This window comes from Hymenobacter tenuis, assembly GCF_054780495.1.
This window is the reverse complement of record NZ_BAAGWF010000001.1, coordinates 1,159,321-1,173,450: the sequence shown is the minus strand read 5'-3', so window position 1 is coordinate 1,173,450 and position 14,130 is coordinate 1,159,321. Positions and strand designations below refer to the sequence as shown.

The 14,130-nt window shown below is 55.7% G+C and carries 12 protein-coding genes; 5 read left to right on the top strand and 7 right to left on the bottom strand.

The window, feature by feature from the left end; genetic code table 11:
• Nucleotides 1-193 precede the first annotated feature (193 nt).
• The gene (locus ACYVGU_RS05020) at nt 194-769 is read right to left on the bottom strand and encodes a DUF3109 family protein (protein ID WP_460621163.1); all 576 of its coding nucleotides are present in this window, start codon (nt 767-769) and stop codon (nt 194-196) included.
• Nucleotides 770-872: 103 nt separating this feature from the next.
• On the bottom strand, nt 873-2,045 hold the full coding sequence (locus ACYVGU_RS05015) for a glycosyltransferase family 4 protein (RefSeq protein WP_460621162.1): 1,173 nt from the start codon (nt 2,043-2,045) through the stop codon (nt 873-875).
• A gap of 252 nt (nt 2,046-2,297) precedes the next feature.
• Between ACYVGU_RS05015 and ACYVGU_RS05010 the strand changes: the two genes are divergently transcribed.
• From ACYVGU_RS05010 to ACYVGU_RS04990, 5 genes are all read left to right on the top strand, one after another.
• The gene (locus ACYVGU_RS05010) at nt 2,298-4,556 is read left to right on the top strand and encodes an ATP-dependent helicase (RefSeq protein ID WP_460621161.1); all 2,259 of its coding nucleotides are present in this window, start codon (nt 2,298-2,300) and stop codon (nt 4,554-4,556) included.
• A 256-nt stretch (nt 4,557-4,812) separates the two neighbouring features.
• Entirely contained in the window at nt 4,813-5,529 is a 717-nt protein-coding gene (locus tag ACYVGU_RS05005) for a DUF4290 domain-containing protein (RefSeq protein WP_460621160.1), read from the top strand.
• A 112-nt stretch (nt 5,530-5,641) separates the two neighbouring features.
• Nucleotides 5,642-6,946 carry a UDP-N-acetylglucosamine 1-carboxyvinyltransferase gene (gene murA / locus ACYVGU_RS05000; protein ID WP_460621159.1) on the top strand — a complete coding sequence of 435 codons (1,305 nt, stop codon included), beginning with the start codon at nt 5,642-5,644 and terminating at the stop codon, nt 6,944-6,946.
• A gap of 202 nt (nt 6,947-7,148) precedes the next feature.
• A complete protein-coding gene (locus ACYVGU_RS04995; protein WP_460621158.1) occupies nt 7,149-7,922 on the top strand; it encodes a DUF4349 domain-containing protein in 774 nt (257 codons plus the stop codon).
• An 86-nt stretch (nt 7,923-8,008) separates the two neighbouring features.
• Nucleotides 8,009-8,917 carry a DUF4349 domain-containing protein gene (locus tag ACYVGU_RS04990; protein WP_460621157.1) on the top strand — a complete coding sequence of 303 codons (909 nt, stop codon included), beginning with the start codon at nt 8,009-8,011 and terminating at the stop codon, nt 8,915-8,917.
• An 84-nt stretch (nt 8,918-9,001) separates the two neighbouring features.
• On the opposite strand, the gene ACYVGU_RS04985 is transcribed toward ACYVGU_RS04990, so the two are convergent.
• The 5 genes from ACYVGU_RS04985 to ACYVGU_RS04965 form a co-directional block, all read right to left on the bottom strand.
• Nucleotides 9,002-9,343, bottom strand: a complete 342-nt coding sequence (locus ACYVGU_RS04985; protein WP_460612162.1) for a phage holin family protein — start codon at nt 9,341-9,343, stop codon at nt 9,002-9,004.
• Nucleotides 9,344-9,490: 147 nt separating this feature from the next.
• Nucleotides 9,491-10,582, bottom strand: coding sequence for an agmatinase family protein (locus ACYVGU_RS04980; protein WP_460621156.1), 1,092 nt, complete (start codon nt 10,580-10,582; stop codon nt 9,491-9,493).
• A gap of 139 nt (nt 10,583-10,721) precedes the next feature.
• Nucleotides 10,722-11,360: a chemotaxis protein CheC gene (locus ACYVGU_RS04975; RefSeq protein WP_460612164.1), complete on the bottom strand. Its 639-nt coding sequence runs from the start codon at nt 11,358-11,360 to the stop codon at nt 10,722-10,724.
• A 60-nt stretch (nt 11,361-11,420) separates the two neighbouring features.
• The gene (locus ACYVGU_RS04970) at nt 11,421-13,049 is read right to left on the bottom strand and encodes a chemotaxis protein CheA (RefSeq protein ID WP_460621155.1); all 1,629 of its coding nucleotides are present in this window, start codon (nt 13,047-13,049) and stop codon (nt 11,421-11,423) included.
• A complete protein-coding gene (locus tag ACYVGU_RS04965) occupies nt 13,046-14,128 on the bottom strand; it encodes a CheB methylesterase domain-containing protein (protein WP_460621154.1) in 1,083 nt (360 codons plus the stop codon). The genes ACYVGU_RS04970 and ACYVGU_RS04965 overlap by 4 nt, the downstream gene beginning before the upstream one ends.
• Between the last annotated feature and the right edge of the window lie 2 nt (nt 14,129-14,130).

The following is a 14,130-nucleotide window of genomic DNA, read 5'->3' as shown; positions in this document are numbered from 1 at the left end:
ACATGTGAGTGATTCCCAGAAAGGGGCTAGCCAAGTGGTTAGCCCTTTTTTGCACCCAAGTTCTTTCCAACCACTAGCCCCTACCAGCAGCCAAACCACTCTACCCTGGGTTCATACTGGCTGCCGGCTATCGGCAACACAACAAAAAAGGTCGACGCATGTGCGCCGGCCTTTTTGTTGTAGTATTGGTGTGTTACACTTCAGGAACCGTATGCTCGATTTCGTGCACTAGTTCGCCGTACCATTCTTCGCCGTATTTGCGGATAAGCGGCTCTTTCAGGAACTGATACACGCGCACCCCTAGGCTGGCGCCAAAGGAACAGGCGGGTGAGCAAATCGTCCACCGGTCGTAATTGAGGGCCTCAAATCCTTCGTACTTGGTAATCCGGATGGGGTACAAGTGGCAGCTGATGGGCTTTTTGAAGCTAGTAGCGCCCGCCAGGTAGGCCTGCTCGATGCCGCACTTCAGAATGCCACGCTCATCATATAATGCATAGGCGCATTCCCGGTCGTTGATGGTGGTAGTGCTGTAGTCGCCTTCCCAATCTTTGATGTAGAGGCCCTGCTCCTCGATAGCCTGACGGCCAGCCTCGGTAAGGAACGGCTTGATGGCTTCGTACTCGTTCTGCAGAATCTGCAGCTCGTTGTCTTCCAAGGGCGCGCCCAGGTCACCTTCTACACAGCAGGCACCTTTGCAGGCTTCGAGGTTGCAAACGAAAAAATTATCCCGAACGTCGTCGGAAATCAGGGTATTCTGAATCTGAATCATGTGCTACTGTTTGCTCGGGTTTCCTAGCCCAATGGGTGCTAACACCTACTGCCAGCTGCTGGTGCCTTCCCGGGCGAGCAAACAAGGCACAAAGATACCTGAATTACCGCAGCGCCCACAGCACTTTCTCCGTCAGCTCGCACTGCCGCTGGTGCGAATACGTAGCCAGCGCCTGCCTCTGGGCCTGCTGACCAAGCCGTGTTGCTAGGTCTTTATCCTGCACCAACCGTCGGATAGCTTGCGCGAAAGCAGCAGCATCGCGCAGCGGAAATAGCAGGCCGGTTTTGTTTTCTTCTACTATCTCCAGCGTGCCCCCGGTGGCAGACGCCACTACAGGTAGCCCTGTGGCCATGGCCTCTATCGTGACCATGCCGTAGGTTTCGTTAACGGAAGCTGTGATAGAAATATCCATGGCGCGATACGCTACCTCCGGATGGGGCGTGAACTCCCGCACATGCACCACGCTAGCTAGCCCTAACGCCTCAACCCTTGCCAGCACAGCTTGGCGGTACGCATTGCCCTCGTTGCGGGTCGATTCGCCAACCAGCAGCAAGTGCAGCTGCGGATACTGCTGGCGCAGCCCTGCCAGCGCTTCTACCACAAAATCCTGCCCTTTCCCTTCATCAAAGCGGCCAATGAGGCCTAGTAGCACAACATCATCGGGCAACGTTAGGTTGAGCTGCGCTCGAGCTTGGGCTTGGGTTAGAGCCGGATCGGCAAACTTTTCTAGCTCGATGCCCAGCGGCACCACATGCAGCTTACTGGCCGCGAGGCGCGTTTTTTCCAGCACCTGCCGTGCTAGGCCGGGCAGCGGAGAAAGCCAGGCATCGAGGGCGCGGTAGCGTAGCGTGTGCAGCAGTCCGCGCTTCGGCAGGCCCAGCTGCATGTGCTGCTGGTACACCACCCGCAGCGCAGGCAACCGCAGTGTTTTGCACAGCACTGCCAAACCCAGGTCGCCGTTGCGGGTGACCACCAGCACCTGGGTGCCGAAAGCCCGCAGGATGCCGGCTAGGCGCCCGGCGGCCGGAACGTCGGCCGCTTTCCATGGATTGCGCAGGAACACAACCGGCACGCCTACCTCTTGGGCCCGGGCGGCAATAGGCGAAGCTTCTAGCGTGATAATCTGCACGGGCCAACCGCGGCGCTGCATCCAGTCCGCGAAACGCACGGTATTGAGCTCTAATCCGCCCCAGCTTTTAGAAAGGCAGAGCAAGGAAATCGGGAACTTGACCAGATTAGCGGGGGTAGCAACAGCATTCACCGCACGAAGATACAAGAGCGTCTTATGCTGTGCTGTTTGGTTGTCTGGCGTTTGGGCCGGCAGTAGCATCAGAATCAGAACCGCTGGCAACGAATCTGTCGGCGCTTTGGTTAGGACTAGGGGCCTTTTGCGGCTGAACCGCGCTGTTCTTTGCGCCGAGCCGCAGTGGAGGCGAAGTACTACCTCTTCGGCGTTTCAATACCCCACCCGAAAGCCCTACCTTTGCTAACAAGCCAAAAAGCTTAGTTTCCGATCTGACTGACACGCATGGCACTTGATTATCATTCGTTATTGAACCCCTCGCAGGCAGCTGCCGTGATGCAAATTGACGGCCCCTGCATGATTATAGCAGGCGCTGGTTCCGGCAAAACCCGGGTGCTCACGTACCGCATTGCCAACCTGCTCGAACAGGGCGTTGACCCGTTCAATATCCTGGCCCTGACTTTTACCAACAAGGCGGCCAAAGAGATGCGCGCCCGTATTGAGAAGGTGGTAGGCCCGAACGCCAAAAACCTCTGGATGGGCACCTTCCACAGCATTTTTGCCCGCATCCTGCGTTCCGAGGCCGATAAAATCGGCTACCCTCGCTCCTTTACCATCTACGACACCCAGGACAGCAAAACGCTGATTGGGCAGATTCTGAAAGAGCTGGAGCTAGACGACAAGCTCTACAAGCCAAACATGGTACTGGGGCGGATATCAGCAGCGAAAAACAAGCTGATTTCGGTGCAGCAGTACCTCAACGACCCAGTTATCCGCCAGGACGATGAGGCCGCACTGCGCCCTAAGCTCGGCGTGATTTACCAGCAGTACGCCAACCGGTGCTTCAAGGCCGGCGCCATGGACTTCGACGACCTGCTGTATCAAACCAACGTACTGTTCAAGGACCACACGGATGTGCTCAACAAGTACCAGAACATGTTCCGGTACGTGATGGTCGACGAGTATCAGGACACCAACTACTCGCAGTACCTAATTGCGCGCAAGCTGGCGGCTAAAGAGCGGAATATTTGCGTGGTAGGCGACGATGCCCAAAGCATTTACGCTTTTCGGGGCGCTGATATTCAGAATATTCTGAACTTCGAGAAGGACTATCCGGAGCTGCAGGTGTTCAAGCTGGAGCAGAACTACCGCTCTACCAAGAACATTGTGCGGGCCGCTAACTCGGTTATCAAAAACAACCAGGCCCAGCTGCGCAAAGATGTATTCTCGGATAACGAGGAAGGCCCCCTGATTGAGGTCTTGAAGGCCGCTTCGGATAACGAGGAAGGCAAGCTGGTGGCCAACAGCATCTACGAGGACAAGATGAACCATCACTTGTCGTACGATGATTTTGCCATCCTGTACCGCACCAACGCCCAGAGCCGGGCCATGGAGGAATCCTTGCGCAAGCTCAACATCAAGTACAAGATTGTGGGCGGCTTGAGCTTTTACCAGCGCAAGGAAATCAAGGACCTAGTAGCCTACCTGCGCCTGACGGTAAACCCCAATGATGAGCAGGCGTTGCGCCGGGTTATCAACTACCCCAAGCGCGGCATCGGGGATACGACCATTGCCAAGCTCATCAACGCGGCTGAGGAATCAAACCACACCATCTGGGAAGTGGTAGCTAACGCCGATCAGTTCTTGCCAACGCGCGCCGCCAACCCCATTGTTGATTTTGCCGAGAAGATTAAGGCCTACACCGCGGTAGCCGCGAAGGACGACGCGTTTGAGGCAGCCAAGTTCATTGCCAAAAACTCGGGCATGATTGAGGAACTCTATGCCGATAAAAGCATCGAGGGCCTTTCGCGCTACGAAAACATTCAGGAACTGCTCAACGGCATCAAGGCCTTCGTGGAAGATCCGGAGCGCGAGGATAAAACGCTAGGCTCCTTCCTGCAGGATATTGCCCTAGTAACCGATGCCGACACGAAGGATGCCCAGAGCGAGGGTGAGCAGGTGACCATGATGACGATTCACTCGGCCAAAGGCCTAGAGTTTAGGAACGTGTACATCGTGGGTATGGAGGAAAACCTCTTCCCGTCGCAGATGATGATTACCTCGCGGGCTGACCTGGAAGAAGAGCGTCGCCTGTTTTACGTGGCCATTACCAGAGCAGAGAAGAAGCTGACCCTGAGCTATGCCACATCGCGCTACCAGTGGGGCAACCTGCGCAGCTGCGAGAAAAGCCGCTTTCTGGATGAAATTGACCCACAATACGTCGACTTCAAATTCTCGGCGGGCCCTGTTGGCAGTACTGGCCCGGGTGAGTCGCCGTTTGGACACGTGTTTGAGCGGCGCAGCAACCTAGTACCGCCGGCGCCACGCAAAACTGTAGCTACCAAGTACTCTCCTCCCGCTGACTTCAAGCCCTCCGACACGAGCAACTTGCAAACCGGGCAGCGCGTGGAACACCCCAAGTTTGGGTTTGGCACCGTTTCTAAGCTTGAAACTGTATCAGGCTCTACCAAGGCCATTATCCTGTTTGAGGAAGTAGGCGAAAAAACCCTACTGCTGAGCTTTGCCAAGCTGCGGGTACACTAGCACAAAATTAGAGCTGAAACCGCCGGCCCATGGTATATCTGAGTTGCTGTTTGTAAGGAACTCAAGTACTCCGTGGGCCGGCGGATTATCCTGGAGGTGTACCCAAATTGCCATATTCGCGTTACTTTAGATACTTGTAGCACGGCTGTAGCCCGTCGTTCCTTCTTGCCTGACCTTGCCGCTGGCCTTCCTGTGCAAAATAGGATGCCAAAGGGGCAAGGTTTGGCGTATATTTGGCCCTCCGAATACCATTTTCATGACCTTACCTTCTCTTCATAAGCACGAGCTGCTCCAGCGTGAGTACGGCCAGAGCACCTTCCAGCTTGTGCAGCAACTGCGCGACGTGGAAGACCGTGCCGAGCGTACGCGCCGGGCACAGCAAATTGTGCAGCTTATTTTCCGCATTCAGCCCGCCCTCCGCGACCAACCTGATTCCCAGCAAAAAGTATGGAATCATATTTTTGAAATGGCTGATGGCGAGCTGGACGTAGATGCGCCATTTCCGCTGGTAGCCCAGGCCAATTTGCCAGCCCCTAAGCGGGTAGCCTACCCTAGCAAAGGCCCCAAGCTTCGCGCCTATGGCCGCGCCGTTGACCAGCTCATCGAGAAAGCCCTGACCATTGAAGACCCAGCGGAACGTGAGCAGGCAACCATCGTCATTGGCCGCACCATGAAGTTCCTGTACCGCTCGCACAACAAGGAAAACGCCAAGGATGTCACTATTCTGAAGCACCTGAAAGAGCTTTCAGGCGGACAGTTGGTGTTAGATGCCGACCAGGTAGAAGCCCAGAATCTGTTTGAATTTTCTATCCCCGCCGTTGGCAGCCGGCCCGCGCCGTTTGTGGTGCCTCAGCCCCGCCAACAGCAGGACCGAGACGTACGCCGCGGAGGTGGCAACAACAATAACCGCCGCGACAAACAGCGGCGTGGTGGCAAAAAAGGCCGCCAAGAACCACAACAACCACCGCAATAAGGAGCCGCGCTGTTTTTAGGTACATCCTGAAAGCAGCAGAGCACAGTCCGGCGTATTTTTTCTTTTACACTAGCCAACAGCTACTAGCTTACCGCTACCAGCTCCCTTTTTCATGGCCTCTTTTGAAGTTATCGGCGGTCAGCCGCTGAAAGGTGAAATCGTGCCTCAGGGCGCCAAAAACGAAGCTCTCCAAATTCTGTGTGCCGTGCTGCTCACAGATGAGCCCGTTACGATTTCCAATATCCCGGACATCCGCGACGTAAACAAACTCATTGAGCTTCTGCGGGATATGGGCGTAAAGGTGGGCAAGCTCGCCAACGATACCTACCGCTTCCAGGCCGATGACGTGCACCTGGATTACCTGGATACGCAGGAGTTTGTGGCGCAGGGCCGCTCCTTACGCGGCTCCGTGATGATTCTGGGGCCCATGCTGGCTCGCTTCGGCAAGTGCCAGCTACCCAAGCCCGGCGGCGACAAAATCGGACGCCGCCCCCTCGATACGCACTTCGTTGGCTTAGAGAAGCTAGGCGGCAAGCTCACGCTGGAAGGCAAAGACTTCTACCGCATCAGCACCGAAGGCCGCCTGAAGGGCAATTACATGCTCCTCGATGAGGCTTCCGTAACGGGTACCGCCAACATCGTGATGGGCTCCGTACTGGCCGAGGGAATAACCACCATCTACAATGCCGCCTGCGAGCCGTATTTGCAGCAGCTGTGCAAAATGTTGGTGCGGATGGGCGCTAAAATCAACGGCATCGGCTCGAACCTGCTCACCATTGAAGGCGTGGAGCGCCTAGGTGGCACGGAGCATCGCATGCTGCCCGATATGATTGAAATCGGCTCGTTTATAGGCTTGGCGGCCATGACGGGTTCGGAAATCACCATCAAGGATTGCCAGATTCAGGAGTTGGGCTTAATTCCGGACACGTTCCGCAAGCTGGGCATTCAGCTCGAATTCCGCGGCGACGACATTTATGTACCGGCAAAGGACAACTACGAAATTGCTACCTACCTCGACGGCAGTATCTTGACCATTTCCGACCATACGTGGCCTGGCCTCACGCCCGACCTGCTGAGCGTGCTGCTGGTGGTGGCTACTCAGGCCAAAGGCACGGTGCTTATTCACCAGAAAATGTTTGAGTCACGGTTGTTTTTCGTGGACAAGCTCATCGACATGGGCGCGCAAATCATTCTCTGCGACCCGCACCGCGCCACCGTTATCGGCCTCGACAAGCGCAACCAACTGCACGGTATCACCATGACCTCGCCCGATATTCGCGCCGGGGTAGCGTTGCTTATTGCTGCGCTTTCGGCCGATGGCCGCAGCGTGATTGAAAATGTGGAGCAGATTGACCGCGGGTACCAAAACATTGATAAGCGCCTCACGGCGCTGGGGGCCCACATTCGGCGCATCTAGCCTATTAGTTACTACCCCTTACTTTCTCCTAAACCGCCCGGCCTTTTCTGAAAGGGTCGGGCGGTTTTAGGTTATGGCCAGCGGCCGGGAAACACTTTCGCCCTTTTCAGGACGTACCGCTGGGTTACGTTATCAGCTCCCGGGTATAAACCGCCAGAAGCTGCGCAGCTTTTTTCATCCCATTCTTCTTCCCTCCTATCCGATGAAAAAGTATGTGTATCTGCTCCCACTGTTGGGGCTGATGCTGACGCAGTGCGCGTCCGCAGATTCTGATTTTTCCGTTCCCGCTCCAGATGCGGCCACAGCTGCACAAGTTCCGACCTCCACTGCAAGCCCATCTGCCACTGATGTACCGCTGGCCCGCTTGTGGCGAGCGGCCGGGCACCTGGTAATATACCAGGGTGAAATGGAGCTAGAAGTGGCCGATTTCAAACAAGCTACATTCGGCCTCGACAGCACCCTAACCCATTTTGGCGCCTACCTCACCGATGCCCATGAAACCACAGATGCAGGACGCCATCAGCAGAAGCTCACCGTCCGGGTTCCATCTGCGCAGTTCCTGACCCTCACAGCCGCTCTAACCCAGCTTGGCACCGTCCGAAGCAAGGACCTCAGTTCCCGGGACATTGCGGCCGAGCTAGCGAAGTCCCGTGCCAGTGCTACTAACTTAACCGACACTACTACCTCGTACTACCCTCCCGCCGAAGCCCAACTGCTGGCGCAGCAAGCGGCCCTAGCAACACTTCAGCTCACGTATTACCAGCCTCGTAGCGCTGCTGACCTTTCGACGGCCACACCGCTTTTTATGCGCTTGCAGGAAGGCTGGAGCGTTGGCTGGCACCTGTTGAGCTCGGTGCTGGTAATTGGGGCGTATTGCTGGCCTCTGCTGTTAGGCTTTGCTGGGTGGGCTGCTTACCGCTGGCACCGGCGTAGCTCAGCGGCATCGACCTACCCCGTTACCGCCCGTGCATCCTAAAAACCAGATACTAAAGCAGAATCTAGTGCCGTTACCCACCTGATGGCAGCTAGTGGGGGTTCTTGTTTTCTATTTCAGATAGTTTTATGGGTATTCGAACGAGGTTACTGGCAGCGCTGGCCGGCGCGGCTTTAACAGCCTGCAGCGGCCAGCAAGAAAACAAAGATGGAGCCCAAGCCCCACAAGAAGACCGGAACATTCAGGTGATGGCACTTGAAGCTCCTCCTCTTGCTCCTGCTGCCCCGGAAGCTCCCGGGCCGCCCTCGCAAGAGAGCATTGCCAGCGGCGCTGCCCAACCATCGGCTGTGCCGGCAGCCAATCGGAAGCTGGTGTACCATGCCGATGTACGCATTCGGGTGGAAGATTTGCCCCGTGCCAATGCGCGCATGGACAGCCTCACACAGGCCCTAGGTGCCTTTGTAGAGCAAGCCTCGGAAGTCCGGGAGAATGGGCGGTGGAATCATCAGATGGAAATTCGGGTGGCTCCGTCGCGCTTTCAAACCCTGCTGGCGCGCCTTAACGGGCTAGGCACGCTGGAGTCCAAAACCCTCAGCACCGATGATGTTACGGCTGAGCATGCAGATGTGTCGGCTAGGTTGCGTACCAAGCGCGCCGTAGAGCAGCGCTATATTGCGCTACTTAGCCAAGCCAAGAAAATAACTGATATCCTGGAAATCGAGGCCAAGATTGGGGAAACTAGGGAAGACATTGAGTCAACAGAAAGTCGCCTGAAAACGCTCAATGATGAAGTAGCCTATTCCACCATCACGCTCTCCTATTTCCAAATCCTGACGTTGCCCGCCCCAGAGGCACCGGTACTTTCCTTCCGAAGCCGGTTGGCCGAATCGTTTTACAACGGCTGGGAACTGATGACAGGATTGGTCCTCGCTCTCGTCACGGCGTGGCCCCTCCTGTTGCTGGGTATCATGTTGCTGCTGGTTGTACGTATGCTGCGCCGCAGACGGGCCGCCCAGGCGCCGCAACAACTTGTGTAACAAGCAATTTACTAGGCCTCGATAAACGACAAACCCCGGCTAGCGCTAAACTAGTCGGGGTTTGTCGTTTATCAGGACCTAGTACTATCCGCGGTCCGTCACCATATCAATAACCGAGGTTACCAGTGACAGCACAATGCTAAAAATGAGGGCCGAGAAGAAGCCATCCACCTCAAAGCCGGAAAGCAGGTAGCTAGCCAGCATCACGATAAGGGCGTTGATTACAAACAGGAAAAGTCCCAACGTCAGGATGGTAATAGGCAAGCCAATAATCTTCAGAATCGGCTTGACCACCGCATTCAAAATGGCCAGCACAATCACTAGAATGATGGCATCCGTGAACCCATCAATATGGGAGCCCGGCAGAAATTTGGCCAGCACATACGTGATAATGGCCGACAGGATAAACTTGAGAATGAAGCCCATAAGGCACAGACGAGGTTAGGTGAGAGAAGTACAGAATTCAGGGAGTTGAATATTGTACGTAATAAGCAGAAAAAAGTGGGAGGCGGCCGAAAAAGAGCGAATTTCTCTCTTCTTCGGCGGCCTCCCACCTTGTGCGAGCGTAGCGCCTTATTTCTCTACTTCAATGGCCTTCGTGCGGCCTTGCGAAACCCCCATCCAGTTGGCCATGTGGTACAACAAGCGGGCTCCTACAATGGCATTCCACTCTGTATCACCGGGGGCTACTTCGTTCAGGTCGCTACCGATAATAGTGCGGCCCGAGCGTACCACCATCCGGATCAGGTATAGAGCTTGCTCAAACTCCAGGCCGCCGGGAACGGGCGTACCCGTGCCGGGGCAAAGCTTGGGGTCCAGCCCGTCAATGTCAAAGCTGAGGTATACCTTCTGCGGAAGCTGGGCAATAATCTTTTTGCACTCCTTCTTCCACGACTTACCGCCAAGCATTTCCGCCTTCAGAAACCGGTCGGCGAACAGGGCCACGCGGCCGTTGCTCTGCTGAATGAACTCTGCTTCCTGCTGGCAATAGTCGCGGATGCCCACCTGCACTAGCTTCTTCACTTGCGGTAGCTTCAGGGCATTGTACATAATAGAAGCATGCGAAAACTCGAAGCCCTCGTACGCGGGGCGCAGGTCGCAGTGGGCATCAATCTGCAGAATACCGAACTCTTCATGGCGTTCCGCCAGCGCGTGCAGATAGCCAAGCGGCGTGCTATGGTCGCCGCCCAATACTACTACCCCCTTACCGGCATCAAGCAGAGCTCCGGTTTTTTTCTTGAGCCACCCTAGCAAGGCCTCACCGCGCTGGTTAAGGCGGTTGGGTACCACCGAGTAGGTAGCGTGGGTTTCTTCGGGCTCTCCCTCTTCCAGCCACCCAATGTACTCTTCCGCCATGGGGCGTAGCTCCAGGCTTTCGGCGGCTATTTTGGCATCCGGTTCTTCCATGGCCAGACCCATTTTCCAAGCGTCTGGCAAATCCGGGTCATACAAATCAACCTGCAACGATGCCGTCCGGATAGCTTCCGGGCCTGCAGCCGTACCAGCCCGATACGATACCGTTACTTCCCATGGTACAGGTACAATAATTACCTGCGCTTCAGCAGGCGTAAATGGCAGCCCAAACACGCCACCGGCAGTGTCGCCGAGGGCGTTTGGGTCAAAATTGGCGAGTTTTTCTTCTAGGGAAGAAGCTGAAGTAGCCATACAAATGAAGTGAGAGGAGAAGGAATGAATGGCCCAGAAACGGCAGTGGCCCCCGCACCTCAGGAAGTAGCGCCATTCTGGCGTACTACCTGGCGTCAGGAGCCACTACAAAGTGCCCGGAACCGTGGCGTTGACAAATTTACGAACCGGCCTGCTGCCCGCCCATAAAATCGTAGGTACGGATAATGTCCAAAATCTTGTCGAACGTGTCGCGGTCGAAGAAGATCATCAGGGGCAGTTCTACAGAATTTTCTTTATCCGAGAACTGCGTAACTACCGAGAAAATAAGCGGTTGCACCATGGGGCGATTCAGGAGCAGGCTGTTCAGGGCCTCGGCCATATCGCCGCGCGGATGCTTAGGTGGCGCGCCATAAATGCTGGCCTTCAGAATATTGGCCAACTGTGTTACCAGCGCTCCGGTTATGATATTGCTAATTTCTAGCAGCAACGATTCCTGCATCTCATCGATTTGCGTGGAATCGGAAGTATTCATGCGCAGACACACGCGCGAAAGCCGCTGCACGTGTTGCCCCGAGAAAAACATGAGGGTCGTGCCGTTGAAGTCGCCACGAATATCGGATTGGATGATGACGTGGCCTGACTGCAGGTCGCGCACCTTTTCTAGGATAGTTTTACCGGAAACAATATCCAGATTGGGCACTTCCAGCAACACCTTCTCCTGGGCGATAACCGCGAATGAATCGGCGGCGCGAGCCAGTCCGATATTCAGGATTTCGCGGATTATATCCCGCTCCAGTTCCGTCATGTGCAAATCCATAGGAGTTATTTGAAAGAGCAGCAAGCCGAAGCCGGCCGCTACAGGTCTGCAATACGTGAATTACGGTCGTTTGGCTAGAAACAGTCGAGTTAACGCGGGCACATCGAGCACCAGGCACACTTGCCCGCTACCCAACAGCGTAACGCCGCCAAACAAGTCAATGGTATCCAGCGGTTTACTCATTGGCTTCACCACAATATCCTGCTGCCGCAGGAACCGATCAACGATCAGGCCCAGCCGGCGGTTACTGTAGTTGACAATGATGATATCCTGACGACCGGTAAGGTCTTCTTTGGTGGCAGGCGCTAATTGCCCGTCGCCATTGTGGAGCAAACGGCGCAGCGAAACCACCGGCACATTTTCATCCTGCACCCGCGTCAGCAGCACCCCGCCAACCACGTTAAAATCCCGTGGCATCAGAGAAACCACCGAATCGGTGTGCATAAGCGGAATAGCGTAGCTGCGCTGGTCAAGCTCAAACAGCAGCGCGCCTTTAACCGCAATAGAGGTAGGCAGCACCAACGAGAAGGTTGTGCCTTGCCCTAATACGGACTCTACTCGCAGCTGACCGCCTAGTGAGTCAATGGCAATCTTCACCACATCAAGGCCAACGCCCCGGCCCGAAATTTCAGTTACCTCGCTGGCCATGGAGAAACCCGGCTCAAACAAGAAAGCATGCACGGCCTCGTTGTTCAGGGTACGGGCAACTTCCGCCGACACCAAGCCCCGCTCAATTGCTTTGCGGCGCACACTGGCTACGTCAATGCCCCGGCCATCGTCGCGCACTTGAATAAGTACATCGTCGCGCTCGGCTTGGGCCGAAAGCGTGAGGTGACCTTGTTCTGGTTTGCCGGCTGCTTTTCGTTCTTCGGGTGTTTCAAGTCCGTGGCCAATAGCGTTACGCACCAAGTGCAGCAATGCATCGGTAATGATCTGCAGAATATTCCGGTCAATCTGAATGTCTTCACCAACCACCGTCAGCTCTACATCCTTCTTCTCGGTATTCGCAACGTCTCGTACTACCCTCGGAAATTTATTAAACAGAGAGCCCACCCCTACCAGTCGCGCATCCATCACGCTGTACTGCAGCTCGTCGGCAATACGCGAAAGATGGGTTGCAGCCGTCATCAGGGACGGGTTGCCGATTTCCTGGGCCAGGGTCAGGACCCGGTCACGGTCAATGATCAGCTCTCCTACTAGGTTAAGCAAATGGTCAAGCTTGCGAATCTGGATGTACACCAGGTCGGAAAGCTCAATTTTACGCGTGGCGTCTTCCTCTTCTTCCTCCGCCTCCAGGTTTGGTTCTTCTCCCCGTACCAGAAGGTCGAGGTTTTCCATCAGCCGGTTTACCTGAGGTAGTTCCTCGTTAGCACCAACGGCCCGAATCATTTCCCCAATTGTATCAATGCCATTGAAGAGCACTGGTACAACGGAGCCGGTAAAGGCTTTCTCCTTGCTGCGAATAAGCCCGAAGATAGTTTCCATGTGATGGGCCAGCTCGCCAATAGGGTTGTAGCCCATGGCCCGGGAGTTGGACTTGAGGTTGTGCATGAGTCGGAACAACTCATTCAGGGCAGGCTCATCCGCGGGGTTCCGCTCCAGCTCACTAATGTGGCGGCTCATGGCGTCGTAATACTCGAGCGCCTCAGCCATGAAGATTTCGCGGTACTCTTGCTCTCTCGATTTCATCGTGCGGTTACCGATTGAGAAAGCGAAGAAAAGCGACCCAACAGCCCCACCTTGTGCGGTTGCGCGTGGCGCACAATGTACCCGGCAATATCAGAAAGTGGCAACACGGCATCTGTATTGCCTGCAGCAACAACCGCTTTGGGCATGCCAAAAACGGCTGATGAGGCTTCGTCTTGTGCCACTACCACCCCGCCGTGCTGACGAATAGTACCGGCTCCTTTTGTACCGTCTTGGCCGAGACCTGTTAGCACCACACCCAGTACATTACGGCCTACTGTGCGGGCTGCTGAGTGCATGAGTAAGTCGATTGAGGGTACATCGAGGGTCGTTTCGTTGGCAAATAGCGTTTGCCAACCCGGCCACGGACTGTCTGTCACTGCACTCATCACCATATTCTGCCCACCGCGTGCTACTATTACTTGGCCGGCCTGTAACCGGGTTCCGTTGGTAGCAGCTACTACGGGCAGGGCACTAGCCCGGCGCAAGCGCTCAACTAATGACTCCGTGAAATGCTCGGGTAGATGCACCGCCACCAGCACCGCCCATGGAAAGGTAGCAGGCAAGCCGCGCAGAATAGCCGCTACGGCCGGAGCCCCTCCGGTTGAGCCACCCAATACCACTACGCCTTTAGGCTGCAGAGGAAGAATCGTTTGACGGATTGTGGGTATATGGGCTTTTGGGGCGACCAGTTTAGGCCGGACCGCCAGCAGTTTTCGCTTTAGCAAGCGACGCCATTCAGCCAGCTCGGTTCCGGCTACGGGAGCGGCGGTTATGTAGTCATACACCCCTAGGCGGGCTGCTTCGCGGAGCATGGCCGGTAGCGGAGGCCTAGTGCTGTATAGTAGTACAGGAACCGGAAACTGACGCTGCAATAACTCCAGGCTTAGCAGAGAATCTTCTCCCACTAGCACTACTCCCGGCCGTACCTTACGCGCTAACGCCGGCAACTCCTTCACTGACGCAGCAATGCCAGCCACAGACAGGTCTGGGTCCGGGCTTAACAGCCGCATCAGCTCTGCCCGCACGAAGGTGGGCAGGGTGCCAAGCAGTAACGTAAAAGGAGGGGCTAAAACGGACACTA

Coding starts and splice junctions, on each gene's coding strand:
- ACYVGU_RS05005 (WP_460621160.1), top strand. CDS start 4,813: ATGACCTTACCTTCTCTTCATAAGCACGAGCTGCTCCAGCGTGAGTAC.
- ACYVGU_RS04975 (WP_460612164.1), bottom strand. CDS start 11,360: ATGGATTTGCACATGACGGAACTGGAGCGGGATATAATCCGCGAAATC.
- ACYVGU_RS04985 (WP_460612162.1), bottom strand. CDS start 9,343: ATGGGCTTCATTCTCAAGTTTATCCTGTCGGCCATTATCACGTATGTG.
- murA (WP_460621159.1), top strand. CDS start 5,642: ATGGCCTCTTTTGAAGTTATCGGCGGTCAGCCGCTGAAAGGTGAAATC.
- ACYVGU_RS05010 (WP_460621161.1), top strand. CDS start 2,298: ATGGCACTTGATTATCATTCGTTATTGAACCCCTCGCAGGCAGCTGCC.
- ACYVGU_RS04970 (WP_460621155.1), bottom strand. CDS start 13,049: ATGAAATCGAGAGAGCAAGAGTACCGCGAAATCTTCATGGCTGAGGCG.
- ACYVGU_RS04995 (WP_460621158.1), top strand. CDS start 7,149: ATGAAAAAGTATGTGTATCTGCTCCCACTGTTGGGGCTGATGCTGACG.
- ACYVGU_RS04990 (WP_460621157.1), top strand. CDS start 8,009: ATGGGTATTCGAACGAGGTTACTGGCAGCGCTGGCCGGCGCGGCTTTA.
- ACYVGU_RS05020 (WP_460621163.1), bottom strand. CDS start 769: ATGATTCAGATTCAGAATACCCTGATTTCCGACGACGTTCGGGATAAT.
- ACYVGU_RS04980 (WP_460621156.1), bottom strand. CDS start 10,582: ATGGCTACTTCAGCTTCTTCCCTAGAAGAAAAACTCGCCAATTTTGAC.